Origin of the sequence: Caulobacter sp. Root655 (assembly GCF_001427665.1) — a bacterium.
Classification (GTDB): Bacteria; Pseudomonadota; Alphaproteobacteria; order Caulobacterales; family Caulobacteraceae; genus Caulobacter.
Genome location: NZ_LMHC01000008.1, coordinates 23,485 through 41,074 on the forward strand (window position 1 = coordinate 23,485; position 17,590 = coordinate 41,074).

Sequence of the window (17,590 nt, forward strand, 5' to 3'; positions counted from 1 at the left end):
GGAGGCTGACGACGAGCCCGTTCCGGCTGGACCGGATGGTCGCCTCTACTATCTTCACGGCAACTCGCTTCCACACAGAACGCTCGAAGAAGCTAGGGCTTGGATAGACAGCCAGCCCTGGGCGCCTGTGAGTTGGGACGACCGATAACGCCCCTGAGCGGGCTTCGGATCCCTCTCCTTTAGGGAGAGGGAGGGGCCCGCCGCGAAGCGGTGGGAGGGTGAGGGGTTACAGTGTCGACCGGCGTGCCGGCACTCCGTCTTGCTCGGTAACCCCTCACCCCGACCCTCTCCCTATGGGAGAGGGAGGTCCGCTTCCCACCCTTCCCTGCCCCTCAGGACGTCCGATCTTGGCCTCGGCAGCCAGGCGATCGGCATTGGCGCTTCACAGCCGCTCGATCACACCGCCATCCCTTCGAACGACTTGATCACGCCTCCTCGACGATCCCGTCCACCCGGTCCGGATAGAACGCCACGTGGTCCTGGATCGCCGCGACCGACGGATTGGCCGCCTCGTAGGTCCACACCGCGTTGACCGACCGCTCGCCGCCGGACGGCAGGCTGTAGTAGCTGGCCTCGCCCTTGTAGGGGCAATAGCTGGCGTGGTCGGTGCGTTGCAGCAGCGCCATGTCGACGTCCGCGCGCGGGATGTACTGCACGGCTGGATAGCTGGCCTCGCGCAGGGTCAGGGCCTGGCGGCTGTCGGCCACCACCTGGCCGCCGAGCGTGACCACCACCCGCCGGGGGTTGGGCGCGATGGTGATGGGGTGGTCGGGTCCGGGGATCTTGATCGGGCGCTCGGTCATGGGGGTCTCGCTGAAAAGCTGAAACCCGAAGGTGGTCCCTCGCCGGGCGGTTCGCCAGGGCGCGCGGCGAACGAGGAGCCCAACCTCCAGGCCTGGTTCGGCCTCCAACCGCCGCTGAACGGCGAGTTCGGCGGAGCCTAGCCAAGAACGGCATTTATAATATAAAAACGCCGACTTGCGCGCCCCCACATGTTAGCGCTAACAGATGGGCTGGTATGAACGGGCATGGCCATGATCGAGGCCGCCAAGCTCGACGAGGGAGAAGACGCTGTGGGCATTTCGGAGTTCCTTCCCGAGGATTGGCGTGACGCGACCCTGCTGGGCCGCGTCGACTTCGGCGACGGTCCGACCCCGATCCTGGTGCGCGGCGGCCGGATCGAGGACGTCAGCGGGATCGCCCCGACCACCTCCGACCTGATGAACGCCTTCGCCCCCGGCGCGGCGATTCCCCCTGGCGTCGACCTGGGCCCGCTGGAAGCGCTGGACGTGCGCCCCGTCTGGGAGAACCCCGACGGCGCGGCCGCCAAGCTGCTGGCCCCCGTCGACCTGCAGGTGCTGAAGGCGGCCGGCGTCACCTTCGCCGTCTCGACCCTGGAGCGGGTGATCGAGGAGCGGGCGCGCGGCGACGCCGCCGAGGCCCTGAAGATCCGCGGCCAGCTGTCGGCCAGCATGGGCGGCGACCTGCGCAGCGTGAACCCCGGCTCCGACGGCGCCGAGCGCCTGAAGCAAAGCCTGATCACCGACGGCCTGTGGTCGCAATATCTGGAAGTGGCCATCGGCCCCGACGCCGAGATCTTCACCAAGGGCCCCACCCTGTCGTCGATGGGCTGGGGCGACCAGGTGGGTGTGCGCAGCGACAGCCACTGGAACAATCCCGAGCCGGAGGTCGTGCTGTTGTGCGACGGATCGGGCCGGATTCGCGGCGCCTCGCTGGGCAACGACGTCAATCTGCGCGACTTCGAGGGCCGCAGCGCCCTGCTGCTCAGCAAGGCCAAGGACAACAACGCCTCCTGCGCCATCGGCCCGTTCTTCCGGCTGTTCGACGACGGCTTCGGCCTGGACGACGTCCGCTCGGCCGAGGTCACCCTGAAGATCACCGGCCGCGACAATTTCGTGCTCGACGGCCACAGCAACATGAGCCTGATCAGCCGCGACCCGGCCACCCTGGCCGGCCAGGCGTTCGGCAAGCAGCACCAGTATCCCGACGGCTTCGTGCTGTTCCTGGGCACGATGTTCGCCCCGATCCAGGACCGCGACACGGCCGGCCAGGGCTTCACCCACAAGGTCGGCGACCGGGTGCGCGTCGCCACCCCCAAGCTGGGCGTGCTGGAGAACGAGGTCACCACCTGCGACGTGGCCCCGCCCTGGACGTTCGGCGTCTCGGCTCTGATCCGCAACCTGGCCGGCCGCGGCCTGCTGTGACCCGTCTCGACCTGCCCCCTGCCGACGAGGCTCCTCCCGAAGTGAAGCGTATGTCCTCAGCCATCTATCCCAGCCTCCAGGGCAAGCGCGTCGTCATCACCGGCGGCGGCTCCGGCATCGGGGCCGGCATCGTCGCGGGCTTCGCGCGCCAGGGCGCCGAGGTGATCTTCCTCGACGTGGTCGACGCGGACTCCCAAGCGCTGGCCGCCAAGCTGTCGGATTCGCCCATCGCGCCGACCTACATGCGCTGCGACCTGACCGACCTGGACGCGGTGGCCAAGACCTTCGCCGAAATCGGTCCGATCGACGTGCTGGTCAACAACGCCGGCAACGACGACCGCCATGGCCTGGCCGAGATCACCCCGGCCTATTGGGACCAGCGCATGGCGGTGAACCTGCGCCACATGCTGTTCGCCACCCAGGCCGTGGCCCCGGGCATGAAGGCGCGCGGCGGCGGGGCGATCATCAATTTCGGCTCGATTTCCTGGCATCTGGGCCTGCCCGACCTGGTGCTCTACGAGACCGCCAAGGCCGGCATCGAGGGCATGACCCGGGCCCTGGCCCGCGAGCTGGGCCCCGACGACATCCGCGTCACCTGCGTGGTGCCCGGCAACGTCAAGACCAAGCGCCAGGAGAAGTGGTACACGCCCGAGGGCGAGGCGGAGATCGTCAAGGCCCAGGCCCTGAAAGGCCGGCTGGTCCCCGACCACGTCGCCTCGCTGGTGATGTTCCTGGCCTCCGACGACGCGGCCCTGTGCACGGGGCACGAATACTGGATCGACGCCGGCTGGCGTTAGGGGTTGCTCCTTGAAGCTCCCTTTCCCCTGGAGGGGGGAAGGGTTGGGGATGGGGGTGGAAACGGTTCAGGATAGGGCGATGGAATCACAGCTTGCGGCTGGCGACGCCACCCCCATCCCTGCCCTTCCCCCCTCCAGGGGGAAGGGTTCAAAAACGACATCTCGGAGACCTCCATGCCCGAACCCATCTGCGTCTGGGACCTGAAGGCCACCCTCGGCGAGGGCCCGATCTGGATCGCGGCCGAACAGGCCCTGTGGTTCGTGGACATCAAGGGCCACAAGGTCCACCGTTTCCACCCCGAGAGCGGTGAGACCCAGAGCTTCGACGCCCCCGACCAGGTGACGTTCCTGGCGCCGCGCGCCGGCGGCGGATTCGTGGCCGGGCTGAAGAGCGGCCTGCACCACTTCGACCCGGCGACCGGCGCCTTCGCGTTCCTCGCCCAGATCGAGCCGCCCGAGCTCAACAACCGCCCCAACGACGCCACGGTCGACGCCGAGGGCCGCCTGTGGTTCGGCACCATGCACGACGGCGAGGAAACCCCGACGGGCGCGCTCTACCGCCTGGGCGCCGACGGCAAGCCGGTCCAGCAGGACCAGGGCGTCTGCATCACCAACGGCCCCTGCGTCAGCCCGGATGGCAAGACCTTCTACCACACCGACACCCTGGAAAAGGTGATCTGGGCCTACGACCTGGGCGCGGACGGCGAGCTCTCCAACAAGCGCCAATTCTTCCGCGTCGAGATCGACGACGCCTGGCCCGACGGCTCGGTGGTCGACAGCGAGGGCTATGTCTGGGCGGCCCTGTGGGGCGGCCACGGCGCGCTGCGCATCTCGCCGAGCGGCGCGCTGGTCGACCGCGTCACCCTGCCGGCCATCAATGTCACCAAGCCGTGCTTCGGCGGGCCCGACCTGAAGACCCTCTATTTCACCACCGCCCGCAAGGGCCTGAGCGACGAAGCCCTGGCGGCCCATCCGCTGTGCGGCGGCCTGTTCGCCCTGCCCGTCGCCGTCGCCGGCCAGCCCCAATACGAGGTGCGTCTTGACCTCCCACTCTAATCATTCCCCGGGGCGTACCCCCCGCCGCTTCCGCTCGCGCGACTGGTTCGACAATCCCGACCACATCGACATGACCGCCCTCTATCTGGAGCGGTTCATGAACTACGGGATCACGCCGGAAGAGCTGCGCAGCGGCAAGCCGATCATCGGCATCGCCCAGACCGGCAGCGACATCTCGCCCTGCAACCGCATCCACCTGGACCTGGTGACCCGGATCCGCGACGGCATCCGCGACGCCGGCGGCATTCCGATGGAATTCCCGGTCCACCCGATCTTCGAGAACTGCCGGCGGCCGACCGCGGCCCTGGACCGCAACCTGTCGTATCTGGGCCTGGTCGAGACCCTGCACGGCTATCCGATCGACGCCGTGGTCCTGACCACCGGCTGCGACAAGACCACCCCGGCCGGGATCATGGCCGCCACCACGGTCAACATCCCGGCCATCGTGCTGTCGGGCGGGCCGATGCTGGACGGCTGGCACGACGGCGAGTTGGTCGGTTCGGGCACGGTGATCTGGCGCTCGCGGCGCAAGCTGGCGGCGGGCGAGATCACCGAGGCGGAGTTCATTCAGCGCGCTTCGGACAGCGCCCCCTCGGCCGGCCATTGCAACACCATGGGCACGGCCTCGACCATGAACGCCGTGGCCGAGGCGCTGGGCCTGTCGCTGACCGGCTGCGCGGCCATCCCCGCCCCTTACCGCGAGCGCGGCCAGATGGCCTACCGCACCGGCCAGCGGATCGTCGACCTGGCCTATGAGGACATCAAGCCCAAGGACATCCTGACCAAGCAGGCGTTCGAGAACGCCATCGCCCTGGTGGCGGCGGCCGGCGGTTCGACCAACGCCCAGCCGCACATCGTGGCCATGGCCCGCCATGCCGGCCTGGACGTCACCGCCGACGACTGGCGCGCGGCCTACGACATCCCGCTGATCCTCAACATGCAGCCGGCCGGCAAGTATCTGGGCGAGCGCTTCCACCGGGCCGGCGGCGCGCCGGCGGTGCTGTGGGAGCTGCTGCAGGCCGGACGCCTGCACGGCGACGCCATGACCGTCACCGGCAAGACCATGGCCCAGAATCTGGAAGGTCGCGAGACCAAGGACCGCGAGGTGGTGTTCCCCTACGCGGCGCCGATGAGCGAGCGCGCCGGGTTCCTGGTGCTGAAGGGCAACCTGTTCGACTTCGCGATCATGAAGACCAGCGTGATCAGCCAGGAGTTCCGCGACCGCTACCTGTCGGAGCCCGGCAAGGAAGGCGCGTTCGAGGCCCGGGCCGTGGTGTTCGACGGCTCCGGCGACTACCACGCCCGCATCAACGACCCGTCGCTGGGCATCGACGAGCGCACCATCCTGGTGATCCGCGGGGCCGGACCGATCGGCTGGCCCGGCTCGGCCGAGGTGGTCAACATGCAGCCGCCGGACGCCCTGCTGAAGCGCGGCGTCATGAGCCTGCCGACCCTGGGCGACGGCCGCCAGTCGGGCACCGCCGACAGCCCCTCGATCCTCAACGCCTCGCCCGAGAGCGCGGTCGGCGGCGGGCTGTCGTGGCTGCGCACCGGCGACGTGATCCGCATCGACCTCAACACCGGCCGCTGCGACGCCCTGGTCGACGAGGCGACGATCGCCGCGCGCAAGCTGGAGGGCCTGCCTCCCGTGCCGGAGACCATGACCCCCTGGCAGGAACTCTACCGCGCCCACACCGGCCAGTTGGAGACCGGCGGGGTGCTGGAGTTCGCGGTCAAGTACCAGGACCTGGCCAGCAAGCTGCCGCGGCATAACCACTGACGGCGGCCTGAAAGGTCGGGCGCGCACCTTCGTCACGACGACGGTGCGCGCCTCCGGAAACCGACCCGCCGGGCGACGTCCCGCGCCGAGCTCATTGATCGAGCGTCCCCGTCGTCACGACGACCGGATCGGCGGGTTTGGCCCGTGCGGCGGCGAGCGCCACCTCCAACGCCTGTTTCAGCGCTTCCTTTTCCTTGTCCAGAGCCGCCTTTTCCTTGCCCAGGGCTTCGATCTTGCTCTGCGCGTCGTCCCGAGCGACCTGGAACTGAAGCACATCGTCTTTGAGCTTCGCGACCTGAGCCTCCGCGCTGGTGGCCCTATCGGCGGCGCTGCCCGCCATGAACGTCGCCTTGGCGGCTCTCGTCAGCTCGTCATACCGCCCCTTGCTGTCGTCGATATTGCCGCGAATCTTGGCGAAACGGCCGGCGTCCTTTTCCAGCGTGTCGAGCAGGACGGTGAGATTCACATCAAGCCGCTGGTTGATGAACTTGCGCTCGTCGGGGTTGGGCGTCTCGCGCACCCGCCAGGCCAGCGCGCCTAGGGTCACGGGGTCGGACAACACCGGCCACTCGGACGTGTCCACCTTCAATTCCGTGGCGAAGATCTTCAGCGTCGTGGTCATGCCCTGCCCGAGGGACGAGGCGGCGTCCGACACCGACGAGGGCGAGATCGGCGCGGTCTGGCTGTCGATGGCGTCGTTGAGCAGGCCCCTGATCCCGCGGGGCGTGCAGAGCGCCGCGTATTCCTGCACCCAACGGGACGTCGCTCCCCAGTACTCGGAATCTTCGGTTTGCCGCAGGACCGGCTTGCGCTCGCGCATGGTGCTCTGGGCCGTATAGACCAGCCGCTGGATCTTGTCGGCCGAAGGGGCCAGCAGGAGGTAGTTTTCCAGGTTGTCGGTCGACTGGTTGTAGAGCGACTTGCCCGCCGACAGATAGGCCAGTTGCTGGGCCGGCGTCTCGGCCAGGCCGAGCACCATGCTGCCGACATCGGCTATGGCGTTGAACTGGCTGCGGGACCACCGGCTGGTGTCGCCCATCTGGGCCAGGGTGTTGAGATAGGCGTCGCACAGCTTGTCGACCTGCTGGGTGCGGCCCTCGAGATAGTAGTTCGTGGCCTGACGATCGGTCAGGTTGGTGCCCGTCAGGTGTTTGATGACCGTACAGCCGCCTGATCGGCCCGGCGGCTTCTTCGGATCAGGAAAGAGCGTCGAGCAATCGAGAAGATTGTTCGAGGCCAGCACGTATTCCTGTTGATCCAGCTGTTTGCCCAGTTCGACATAGTAGGCGTCATTCCAGATCTGCGGCGCATAGCGCGCGTCGCGGCTGAGCATGAACGACGCATCCTCCTGGGTGATGCATCCCCCCAGAGTCACGGCCGCCATGGCCAAGACGGCCCACCGCCTCGCAAAATATCGCATGAGAATCCCCCGATTCACAGAACACCGTTCCCCGTATTTCGACGCAACCATAAAATGAGTGTGAAATCCATGCTCGCGTTGACCGGCAAGTCGATTCAAGGTTTTCGGCTTCGAAAACGTTGAGGAATGCGCGGTGGGTGGCCACAATGCTTCCCCACGCGGAGATCATTCCCATGCCGGCGAGAGCGGCGGAGAAACAGGACATCGCCCCCCTCGCCCACCTCTGGTGGTCGGGCTGGCAGGACGCCCACGCCGCGATCCTGCCCGAGGAACTGAAGCGGCTGCGCACGCTGGACAGCTTCGCCGAACGCCTGCGCGCCGCCCTCCCCGACCTGCGGGTGATCGGCCCGCCCGGCGCGCCGCTGGCCTTCCACCTGATCAAGGACGACGAGCTCTACCAGTTCTACGTCTCGGGAGAGGCGCGCGGGACCGGCGTGGCGGCGGCGCTGATGGCCGACGCCGAGGCCGCCCTGGCGGCCAAGGGCGTCGAGACCGCCTGGCTGGCCTGCGCGATCGGCAACGCCCGGGCCGCGCGGTTCTACGAGAAGTCGGGCTGGCGGATGGCCCGGGTCGAGACCGTGCCGACGGAGACCTCGGCCGGGCTCTTCCCGCTGGAGGTGTGGCGGTACGAAAAGCGGGTGGCTCCCCTTTGAACCGCCCCACCCGGCGAATGTTTGTCGCCGACGCCGGTTGCGGGCGCGGCGCGACATGACACTATCGCCCCGCGCCGGCCGGTCGGCGGTGCGCCAAGCCACCGCTTGCGTGCTGATACCGGTAACACTAAGGTCGCCGCCAACCAGAGGTCCGACAAGGACCGCCTAGGGATGAAACCGGCCTTCGGGCCCATCGGGGAAAACACCAGTGGCATCAGTCTCCAGCGCCGGCCCGAGCCCCGGCATGAGCGCCGACGGGGCGAAGGTCAACATGGCCTTCATCGCGGGCATCGTCGCCGTCGCCACCATCGGCGGCTTCATGTTCGGCTACGACAGCGGCGTCATCAACGGCACGCAGGAAGGCCTGGAAAGCGCCTTCAACCTCAGCAAGCTCGGCACCGGCCTCAGCGTCGGCGCCATCCTGGTCGGCTGCGCGTTCGGCGCCTTCGGCGCGGCGCGCCTGGCCGACAACATCGGCCGCCGCACGGTCATGATGATCGCCGCCGTGCTGTTCATCATCAGCGCCCTGGGCAGCGGCGCGTCGGACTCCGCGGTCGTCTTCATCGTCTTCCGCCTGATCGGCGGCCTGGGCGTCGGCGCGGCCAGCGTGCTGTGCCCGGTCTATATCTCCGAGGTCACGCCGGCCAACATCCGCGGCCGGCTGTCGTCGGTGCAGCAAATCATGATCATCACCGGCCTGACCGGGGCGTTCGTGGCCAACTACGTCCTGGCCCACACGGCCGGCAGCTCGACCGCCGAGTTCTGGCTGGGCTACCCCGCCTGGCGCTGGATGTTCTGGATGCAGGTCATCCCGGCAGGCGTCTTCCTGCTGGCCCTGATCGCCATCCCGGAAAGCCCGCGCTACCTGGTGGCCAAGGGCAAGGAAGCCCAGGCCGAAGTGGTGCTGGCGCGCCTGTTCGGGGCCGGCGTCGCCCCCCGCAAGGTCGAGGAAATCCGCGACTCGCTGGCCGCCGACCATCACAAGCCGAAGATGAGCGACCTGATCGACAAGACCACCAAGAAGATCCGTCCGATCGTCTGGACCGGCATCGGCCTGGCGGTGTTCCAGCAACTGGTCGGCATCAACATCGTCTTCTACTACGGCGCGGTGCTTTGGCAGTCGGTCGGCTTCTCGGAAGACGACTCGCTGAAGATCAACATCCTGGGCGGGTCGCTGTCGATCCTGGCCTGCCTGGCCACCATCGCCCTGATCGACCGCATCGGCCGCAAGCCGCTGCTGCTGATCGGCTCGGCCGGCATGGCCGTGACCCTGGGTGTCGTGGCCGCCTGCTTCGCGACCGGCAGCATGCAGAACGGCTCGCTGCACCTGTCCGACCAGGCCGGGCTGATCGCCCTGATCTCGGCCAACCTCTATGTGATCTTCTTCAACCTCAGCTGGGGTCCGGTGATGTGGGTCATGCTGGGCGAGATGTTCCCCAACCAGATCCGCGGCTCGGGCCTGGCCGTCGCCGGCTTCGCCCAGTGGGCCGCCAATTTCGGCATCTCGGTCAGCTTCCCGGCCATGGCCGCCGGCCTGGGCCTGCCGATCACCTACGGCTGCTACGGGGCCGCCGCCCTGATCTCGTTCTTCTTCGTCCAGAAGATGGTTCGCGAGACCCGTGGGCAGGAACTGGAAGACATGGTGGGGTAGCAGGAAGCCCCAGAGCGACTTCCCTCCCCCTTGTGGGGAGGGTGGCCCCGAAGGGGTCGGGTGGGGTTTGATGAGTCAGAAGCGGCGGTGAAGCCCCACCCACCAGCTTCGCTGGTCAGGTAAAACGTCCTATTCCGGCTTCGCCGCCGCCTCCGCCGCCGCAGGGGCCGTCGCCAGCGGCGGGCCGCTGAACTCGGCCTCGATCGCCACGTCGACCTCGTCGCTGACGCCCATGGTGGTGCCTGGGGCCGGCACGCCGAAGCCCATGCCGAACTCCGAGCGCTTGAACATCCCGTGGGCCGAGAAGCCGATGCGGGCGTGCGGGTCCATCGGATGGCCGGCATAGCCGCCGTTGAAGGCAGCCTCCAGCGTCACCGGCTTGGTCACCCCGTGCAGGGTGAAGTCGCCGGTGATCTTGGCGGTGTTGGCGCCGGTGACCTCGACCTTGGTCGAGCGGAAGGTGATGGCCGGATACTTGGCGGCGTCCAGCCACTGCGGCCCGGTCAGATCGGTCTTGAAGCCGGCCGGCGGAGCGGGCAGGTCCAGCGAGCGCGGGTCGATGGTGGCCTCGATCGACGAGGCGGCGGGGTTGGCCGGGTCGAACTTCAAGCTGGCGTCGAAGTCGGCGAACCGGGCGGTGTAGTGCGAGAAGCCCAGGTGGTTGACCTTGAACACCAGGCTGGCGTGGGCCTTGTCGAGCTTGTAGTCGCCGGCCGGAACCTGCGGCGTCGCGGGCGCGGCGGGCGCGGCGGCGGGAGCAGGGGCGGCCGGAGCCTCGGCCTTCTTGGCGGCCGGCGGCGAGCAGGCGGCCAGCGCCGACAGGGCCCCGGCCAGCATCAGCGTGGCGGCGTAGGCGGAACGCGGGCGAGAATTCGAACGGGTCATGGCTTCATCCCTGCATCATTGTTGGGCCGATATTGACCAACCGCGCGCCTGAGGTCGAGCCGCGGCCTGGTATCGATGCAGAGGACGTGGGAGCGCGGCGGGTTCCGACACCGACGGGCGATTTTTCTTGAAGGTGGTGCGTGATGATCTTGGACCTAACCGCCCCTATTCCGTTTCCCCGACGAAGGTCGGGGCCCAGGTTCAACCGTCGTATTGGACGATGACCCGAAACACTCCGCTCTACGATCTGGGCCCCGACCTTCGTCGGGGAGACGGACAAGAACGGCGCTTCAACAATGAATCGTCATGGCTCTAGGCCCGGGCATAATTCGAGCAAGACCAATCGCGCAGCGCGAGTTACCCTAGGGGAACGATCCACCCCTTCGGCGGTTTACGAGTCGGCTCCGCCCCCGGGCTTGCGTCTTGGAAACAGCGATTGCGCGAAACGGCCCTAGCCCAGCAATTGCCGGATCGCGCCGTCCAGGACGCGCGCCAGCGCCTCGCGGTCCGTGTCGGGGTGGTTGACCGCCCGCATCACCATGCCGTCGAACAGCATCCCCACCACTTCGCAGCGGGCCTGGAACTCGGCGTCGCTCCATTCGGGCTTGCGGCTGCGGGCCATCATGGTCGCGGCGAAGGTCCGCTCCTGCTCGTCGGCGGCGCGGACGATGGCGGCGACCTTGGGATTGCGGGCGGCCTCGGCCAGCACCTCCAGGACCAGGGCCGCGCGGCCGGGATCGAAGCACTTGTCGACGGCCTCGGGCATCTGCTCGGTGATCGCGTCGAGCAGGGTGCCGGGCCGGCTCTCCATCTCGGCGAACTTCTCGCGCATCTCGGCCAGGTCCTGGGCGACGATGGCGGCGATGATCGCCTCCTTGTTCTCGAAATAGCGGTAGATCTGGCCGACGCTCAGGCCGGCGGCCTTGGCGATGTCGGCCATGCTGGCCCCGTGGAACCCCGCCTGGCGCACGCAGTCGCACGCCGCGTCCAGAATCTGCTGTCGCCGCGATTCCGGCGTCGGCCGGTTCGCCGTGTGAGCCTCATCCACCATCTAAAGCCACGCGTCCCAATTAAATTTCCGTCACGTCAAGCTGGACGGAACCCCCGAGGTTGACTTGCGACACCTCGGCGCCTATGTCCAGCCCGATTGAGAATGAACGTTCATTCTCATGTTGGTTACCACCAGGGCGTCGTCAAGGTTCAAGGCCTGCGACGCCCTGTCGCTCCTGGGGTTATGCATGTCCTTCGACCGTTCTCGCGCCGTCCTCTCGGCAACCGCCCTGGCGGCCATCGCGCTTACCCTGGCGGCCTGCGGCCAAGGCAAGGGCGGCGCCGGCGGCATGGGCCCAGGCGGCCCCACCCCGGTCGGGGTGATCGTCGCCAAGACCGAGTCGGTCACCCTGACCTCGGAACTGAACGGCCGCACCTCGGCCCACCTGGTTTCCGAGGTGCGCCCGCAGGTCAACGGCATCGTCAAGGCCCGCCTGTTCCAGGAAGGCGGCTATGTGCGCGCCGGCCAGGCGCTGTACCAGATCGACCCGGCCACCTATCAGGCCGCCTATAACAGCGCCGCCGCCGGCCTCGCCCAGGCCCAGGCCACCGCGACGGCCGCCCGGCTGAAGGCCGAGCGCTACAAGGGCCTGGTCGAGATCAACGCCGTCAGCAAGCAGGACAACGACGACGCCCAGGCCGCCGCCCTGACCGCCAACGCCAACATCGCCGCCCAGAAGGCCGCCGTCGACAGCGCCCGCATCAACCTGGGCTACACCCGCGTGCTGGCCCCGATCTCGGGCCGGGTCGGCAAGAGCTCGGTGACGCCCGGCGCCCTGGTCACCGCCAGCCAGGCCACCGCCCTGGCCACGGTGCAGGACCTGTCGAAGATCTATGTCGACCTGACCCAGTCCTCGACCGAGATGCTGAAGCTGCAGCGCGACCTGGCCACCGGCCAGCTGGGCCGTTCGGGCTCGGCCCTGGTGACCCTGAAACTGGAAGACGGCTCGACCTACCCCATCCCTGGCCGCCTGGAGTTCTCGGACGTCACGGTCGACCCGACCACTGGCTCGGTCGGCCTGCGCGCCACTTTCGACAACCCGAACGGCGTGCTGCTGCCGGGCATGTACGTCCGCGCCGTGCTCGGCAAGGGCGTCGCCAACAGCGGCATGCTGATCCCGCAAGCGGCCGTCAGCCGCGACCCCAAGGGTAACGCCACCGTCATGGTGGTCGGCGCCAAGGGGGCCGCGGAACCGCGGGTCATCGCCACCAGCCAGACGATCGGCGACAAGTGGCTGGTGACCTCGGGCCTGAAGCCTGGCGACCAGGTCATCGTCGAGGGCCTGCAGAAGGTCCGTCCCGGCGCGCCCGTCAAGGCCGCCGTCATCACCGCTACTGCTCAACGCTAAGGCCGGTCCGCCATGCTTTCCCGCTTCTTCATCGACCGGCCCATCTTCGCGTGGGTCGTCGCCATCGTCATCATGCTGGCGGGGGCCCTGGCCATCCGCACCCTGCCGATCGCCCAGTATCCCGACATCGCCCTGCCCCAGGTCTCGGTCAACGCCATCTATCCCGGCGCCTCGGCCAAGACCGTCGAGGACAGCGTCACCCAGGTCATCGAACAGAAGATGAAGGGCCTGGACGGCCTGGAATACATGTCGTCGACCAGCGACAGCTCGGGTTCAGCCACCACGACCCTGACCTTCAAGGCCGGCACCGACATCGACATCGCCCAGGTGCAGGTGCAGAACAAGCTGCAGACGGCCACCGCCCTCCTGCCGCAGGAAGTGCAGCAACAGGGCCTGACCGTGGCCAAGTCGGCGCGCAACTTCCTGCTGATCGTCGGCATGTATTCGGAAGACCCGAAGACCACCAACACCGATCTGGCCGACTACATCGCCAGCAACCTGCAAGACCCCCTGGCCCGCGTCGACGGCGTGGGCGAGGTCCAGCTGTTCGGCGCGCAATACGCCATGCGCGTCTGGCTGGATCCGACCAAGCTGGCCAGCTACAGCCTGACCCCCGCCGACGTGATCGCCGCCATCCGGGCCCAGAACGCCCAGGTCTCGGCCGGCCAGCTGGGTGGCGTGCCCAACCTGCCGGGCACCGCCCTGAACGCCACGATCACGGCCCAGTCACGCCTGAGCACCCCGGCCGAGTTCCAGAACATCATCGTCAAGAGCAGCGCCGGCGGCGCCATCGTGCACCTGAGCGACGTCGCCCGCGTCGAACTGGGCGCGGAAAGCTATGGCTTCGGCGCCAAGTACAACGGCAAGCCCGCCGCGGGCCTGGCCATCAGGCTGGCCCCCGGCGCCAACGCGCTGAACACCGCCGACGCCATCAAGGCGCGGATGAGCCAGCTCGAGAAGAACTTCCCGGCCAGCTTCAGATACGTGATCCCCTACGACTCGACCCCGTTCGTGAAGCTGTCGATCGAGGAAGTGGTCAAGACGCTGATCGAGGCCGTGATCCTGGTCTTCATCGTCATGTTCCTGTTCCTGCAGAACTGGCGCGCGACCCTGATCCCGACCATCGCCGTGCCGGTCGTCCTGCTGGGCACCTTCGGGGTGCTGGCGGCCTTCGGCTACTCGATCAACACCCTGACCATGTTCGGCCTGGTGCTGGCCATCGGCCTGCTGGTCGACGACGCCATCGTCGTGGTCGAGAACGTCGAGCGGGTGATTAGCGAGGAAGGGCTGTCGCCCGTCGAGGCCACCCGCAAGTCGATGGACGAGATCACCGGCGCCCTGATCGGCATCGCCCTGGTCCTGGCCGCGGTGTTCGTGCCCATGGCCTTCTTCGGCGGCTCGCAGGGCGTGATCTACCGCCAGTTCTCGATCACCATCGTCTCGGCCATGGCCCTGTCGGTGCTGGTCGCCCTGATCCTGACCCCGGCCCTGTGCGCCACCCTGCTCAGGCCCGTCAGCCGGGGCCATGGCGAGCCTCTCAACACCGCTCACCAGGGTCCGTTGGGCGCGGTGGTGAACCTCTTCAATCGCTTCTTCAACTGGTTCAACCGCAACTTCAACGACGTCAGCGGGCGCTATCAGGGCTCGGTGCGCGGCCTGCTGGGCAAGAGCGGTCGCTGGATGCTGGCCTATGGCGTGGTCATCCTGGTGATGGGCTTCCTGTTCATCCGCCTGCCCAGCGCCTTCCTGCCCGAAGAAGACCAGGGCACGATGTTCACCATCGTCCAGCTGCCGCCCGGCGCGCCGGAAGAACGCACCCAGGCCGTGCTCGACACCGTGCGAAACCACTTCCTGGTCGACGAGAAGGACTCCGTGCAGGCGGTCTTCACCGTCGCCGGCTTCAGCTTCGCCGGCGCCGGCCAGAACGCCGGCCTGGCCTTCATCCGCCTGAAGGACTTCGACGAGCGCAAAGCCGCCGACCGCAAGGCCGCGGCTGTCGCCGGCCGGGCCATGGGCAAGTTCATGCAGATCCGTGACGCCATGGTCTTCGCGGTCGTGCCGCCGGCCGTGCCGGAACTGGGTACGTCCTCGGGCTTCGACTTCCAGCTGCAGGACATCGGCGGCGTCGGTCACGAAGCCCTGGTCGCCGCGCGCAACCAGGTGCTGGGCATGGCCGCCCAGGACCCGACCCTGGCCGGCGTGCGTCCCAACGGCCAGGACGACACCCCGCAGCTGAAGATCGACATCGACCAGGCCAAGGCCGGGGCGATGGGCCTGACCACCGCCGACATCAACGCCGCGCTCAGCGCCGCGTGGGGCGGCTCCTACGTCAACGACTTCATCGACCGCGGCCGGATCAAGAAGGTCTATGTCCAGGCCGACGCGCCCTACCGCATGCGTCCCGAGGACCTGGACACCTGGTACGTCCGCACAGCCGACGGCACGATGGCTCCGTTCAGCTCATTCGCCACCAGCCACTGGATCTACGGCTCGCCGCGTCTCGAACGCTACAACGGCCTGTCGTCGGTCAATATCCAGGGCGCTCCGGCCCCGGGCAAGAGTTCGGGCCAGGCCATGGCCGCCATGGAGAAGATCGCCGCGCAGCTGCCGCCCGGCATCGGCTTCGAATGGACCGGCCTGTCGGCCCAGGAACGCGAGTCCGGCAACCAGGCCCCCGCCCTGTACGCCATCTCGATCCTGGTGGTGTTCCTGCTGCTGGCGGCCCTCTACGAGAGCTGGTCGATCCCGCTGTCGGTGATCATGGTCATCCCGCTGGGCATCGTCGGCGCCCTGCTGGCCACCACCCTGCGCGGTCTCAGCAACGACATCTACTTCCAGGTGGGCATGCTGACGACCATGGGCCTGGCGTCCAAGAACGCCATCCTGATCGTCGAGTTCGCCAAGGACATCTACGAGCGGACGGGAAACCTGGTCGAGGCCACCCTGGAAGCCGTCCGCATCCGTCTGCGGCCGATCATCATGACCTCGCTGGCCTTCGTCTTCGGCGTGCTGCCCCTGGCGATTTCCAACGGGGCTGGATCCGGCAGCCAGCACGCCATCGGCACCGGCGTGATCGGCGGCATGATCTCGGCCACCGTGCTGGCGATCTTCTTCGTCCCGCTGTTCTTCGTGGTGGTCGAACGGATCTTCAAACCCAAGCCGCGTCGCCAGGACGAGGCTCCCGCTATCCCGGCCGAGGGCCACTGAGATGCTACTGCGTAACCTGACCCTCACCCTGCTGGCGGCCACGGCGCTCAGCGCCTGCACCCTGGCCCCGAAGACCGTGCGCCCCGCCCTGGCGGTGGACAACGCCTGGCCCACCGCCCCAAACACCACAGGGGGCGCCAACACCGGGTCGACGGTCTCCGCCGCCGACCTGGGCTGGCGCGAGGTGTTCCAGGACCCGCGCCTGCAAGGCGTGATCGACCTGTCGCTGAACAACAACCGCGACCTGCGGGTGGCGGTTCTGAACATCGAGAAGGCCCGCGCCCAGTACCGCGTCCAGCGCGCGGCGCTCATCCCGGGCGTCGACGCCACCGCGACGGGGACCAAGAGCCGGATCACCGCTGACCAGGCGGCCCTCCAAGGTGGCGATCGCACGACGGAGTCCTACACCGCCGGCGTCGGCGTCACGGCCTATGAGCTGGACATCTTCGGCCGCGTGCGCAGCCTGAAGGACGCCGCCCTGCAGAGCTATCTGTCCACCCGCGAGACCAGCCGCGCGGTGCAGATCAGCCTGATCGCCGAAACCGCCAACGCCTGGCTGAACCTGGCCGCCGACCAGGACCTGCTGGCCCTGTCGCGGGAGACCCTGGAGACCCGCGAGGAGTCGATGGTGCTGATCCGCCGTCGCTTCGAGGCCGGCGCGATCTCGCAGCTGGAAGTGCGCGACGCCGAGACCCTGGTCGAGACCGCTCGTTCCGACGTGGCGACCTACATCGCCCAGGTCGAGCAGGACAAGAACGCCCTGCGGCTGGTGGTCGGGACCAACGTCCCCGTCGACCTGCTGCCGGCCGGCGGACTGGTCACCGCCCAGATCCTGTCCGATCTGCCGGCCGGCCTGCCCTCGGACGTCCTGACCCGTCGTCCCGACGTGCTGGCCGCCGAGCACGGCCTGGCCGGGGCCAACGCCAATATCGGCGCGGCCCGCGCGGCCTTCTTCCCCAGCATCAGCCTGACGGCGGCGACGGGCGTGGCCAGCGGCGAGCTGAGCAACCTGTTCGACAGCGGCAACGGCACGTGGAGCTTCGCGCCGCGCATCAGCCTGCCGATCTTCGCCGGCGGGGCCAATGTCGCCAACCTCGACAGCGCTAAGGCCAGCCGCGACATCGCCGTGGCCACCTACGAGAAGACCGTGCAGACCGCCTTCCGCGAGGTGGCCGACGCCCTGGCCGTGCAGGCCACCATCCAGGACCGCGTCGCCTCGCAGGAGCGGCTGGTCGCCGCCGCCAACGACACGGTCCGCCTGTCGCGGGCCCGCTACGGGGCCGGCATCGACAGCTCGCTCAGCCTGCTGGACTCGCAGCGCACGCTCTACACGTCGCAAAAGGGCCTGATCGGCACGCGCCTGGTGCGGGCCACCAACCTGGCCACCCTCTACAAGGCCCTCGGCGGCGGCGCCCCCGCCGCGCCGGCCAGCTAGATCCCCCGTCCCTAGCGGGGGTCGCTAGCGGCGTCATCCCCCCCGACGCCGCCAAGCCGGAAGGGGCGCATCCCCCCATGCG

13 protein-coding genes and 1 pseudogene are annotated in these 17,590 nt (G+C 68.3%); 9 read left to right on the forward strand and 5 right to left on the reverse strand.

Annotated elements, in window-relative coordinates:
- Positions 1 to 182: 182 nt before the first annotated feature.
- Both ASD79_RS25000 and ASD79_RS08380 read right to left on the reverse strand, forming a co-directional pair.
- Positions 183 to 278 (reverse strand): annotated as a pseudogene (locus ASD79_RS25000) (hypothetical protein); the annotation flags it as partial.
- A 147-nt stretch (positions 279 to 425) separates the two neighbouring features.
- The gene (locus ASD79_RS08380) at positions 426 to 803 is read right to left on the reverse strand and encodes a DUF427 domain-containing protein (RefSeq protein WP_056720584.1); all 378 of its coding nucleotides are present in this window, start codon (positions 801 to 803) and stop codon (positions 426 to 428) included.
- A 270-nt stretch (positions 804 to 1,073) separates the two neighbouring features.
- On the opposite strand from ASD79_RS08380, the gene ASD79_RS08385 reads away from it, so the two are divergent.
- The 4 genes from ASD79_RS08385 (at position 1,074) to xylD (ending at position 5,858) form a co-directional block, all read left to right on the forward strand.
- Positions 1,074 to 2,225 carry a fumarylacetoacetate hydrolase family protein gene (locus tag ASD79_RS08385; protein WP_056720606.1) on the forward strand — a complete coding sequence of 384 codons (1,152 nt, stop codon included), beginning with the start codon at positions 1,074 to 1,076 and terminating at the stop codon, positions 2,223 to 2,225.
- A gap of 50 nt (positions 2,226 to 2,275) precedes the next feature.
- Complete coding sequence (gene xylB, locus ASD79_RS08390; protein WP_056720585.1) at positions 2,276 to 3,022, forward strand: D-xylose 1-dehydrogenase; 747 nt, start codon at positions 2,276 to 2,278, stop codon at positions 3,020 to 3,022.
- A 174-nt stretch (positions 3,023 to 3,196) separates the two neighbouring features.
- A complete protein-coding gene (locus ASD79_RS08395; RefSeq protein WP_056720586.1) occupies positions 3,197 to 4,078 on the forward strand; it encodes an SMP-30/gluconolactonase/LRE family protein in 882 nt (293 codons plus the stop codon).
- A complete protein-coding gene (gene xylD / locus ASD79_RS08400) occupies positions 4,062 to 5,858 on the forward strand; it encodes a xylonate dehydratase XylD (RefSeq protein WP_056720587.1) in 1,797 nt (598 codons plus the stop codon). Before ASD79_RS08395 ends, xylD begins: the two co-directional genes overlap by 17 nt.
- 91 nt (positions 5,859 to 5,949) lie before the next feature.
- Here the strand turns inward: xylD and ASD79_RS08405 are convergent, their stop codons facing one another.
- The gene (locus ASD79_RS08405) at positions 5,950 to 7,242 is read right to left on the reverse strand and encodes a hypothetical protein (protein ID WP_156400418.1); all 1,293 of its coding nucleotides are present in this window, start codon (positions 7,240 to 7,242) and stop codon (positions 5,950 to 5,952) included.
- Positions 7,243 to 7,451: 209 nt separating this feature from the next.
- On the opposite strand from ASD79_RS08405, the gene ASD79_RS08410 reads away from it, so the two are divergent.
- Both ASD79_RS08410 and ASD79_RS08415 read left to right on the forward strand, forming a co-directional pair.
- Positions 7,452 to 7,931: a GNAT family N-acetyltransferase gene (locus tag ASD79_RS08410; protein WP_056720607.1), complete on the forward strand. Its 480-nt coding sequence runs from the start codon at positions 7,452 to 7,454 to the stop codon at positions 7,929 to 7,931.
- Between the two features lie 208 nt (positions 7,932 to 8,139).
- Positions 8,140 to 9,582 carry a sugar porter family MFS transporter gene (locus ASD79_RS08415; RefSeq protein ID WP_056720589.1) on the forward strand — a complete coding sequence of 481 codons (1,443 nt, stop codon included), beginning with the start codon at positions 8,140 to 8,142 and terminating at the stop codon, positions 9,580 to 9,582.
- A gap of 129 nt (positions 9,583 to 9,711) precedes the next feature.
- On the opposite strand, the gene ASD79_RS08420 is transcribed toward ASD79_RS08415, so the two are convergent.
- Both ASD79_RS08420 and ASD79_RS08425 read right to left on the reverse strand, forming a co-directional pair.
- Positions 9,712 to 10,467: a YceI family protein gene (locus ASD79_RS08420; RefSeq protein WP_056720590.1), complete on the reverse strand. Its 756-nt coding sequence runs from the start codon at positions 10,465 to 10,467 to the stop codon at positions 9,712 to 9,714.
- A gap of 451 nt (positions 10,468 to 10,918) precedes the next feature.
- On the reverse strand, positions 10,919 to 11,518 hold the full coding sequence (locus ASD79_RS08425) for a TetR/AcrR family transcriptional regulator (protein WP_056720591.1): 600 nt from the start codon (positions 11,516 to 11,518) through the stop codon (positions 10,919 to 10,921).
- A gap of 187 nt (positions 11,519 to 11,705) precedes the next feature.
- Here ASD79_RS08425 and ASD79_RS08430 point away from each other — a divergent pair, with 187 nt between their 5' ends.
- From ASD79_RS08430 to ASD79_RS08440, 3 genes are read left to right on the forward strand one after another with little or no spacing between them, the layout of a single operon-like run.
- Positions 11,706 to 12,866, forward strand: coding sequence for an efflux RND transporter periplasmic adaptor subunit (locus ASD79_RS08430; RefSeq protein WP_056720592.1), 1,161 nt, complete (start codon positions 11,706 to 11,708; stop codon positions 12,864 to 12,866).
- Between the two features lie 12 nt (positions 12,867 to 12,878).
- Complete coding sequence (locus ASD79_RS08435) at positions 12,879 to 16,073, forward strand: efflux RND transporter permease subunit (protein WP_056720593.1); 3,195 nt, start codon at positions 12,879 to 12,881, stop codon at positions 16,071 to 16,073.
- A 1-nt stretch (position 16,074) separates the two neighbouring features.
- A complete protein-coding gene (locus ASD79_RS08440) occupies positions 16,075 to 17,508 on the forward strand; it encodes an efflux transporter outer membrane subunit (RefSeq protein ID WP_056720594.1) in 1,434 nt (477 codons plus the stop codon).
- Positions 17,509 to 17,590 lie beyond the last annotated feature (82 nt).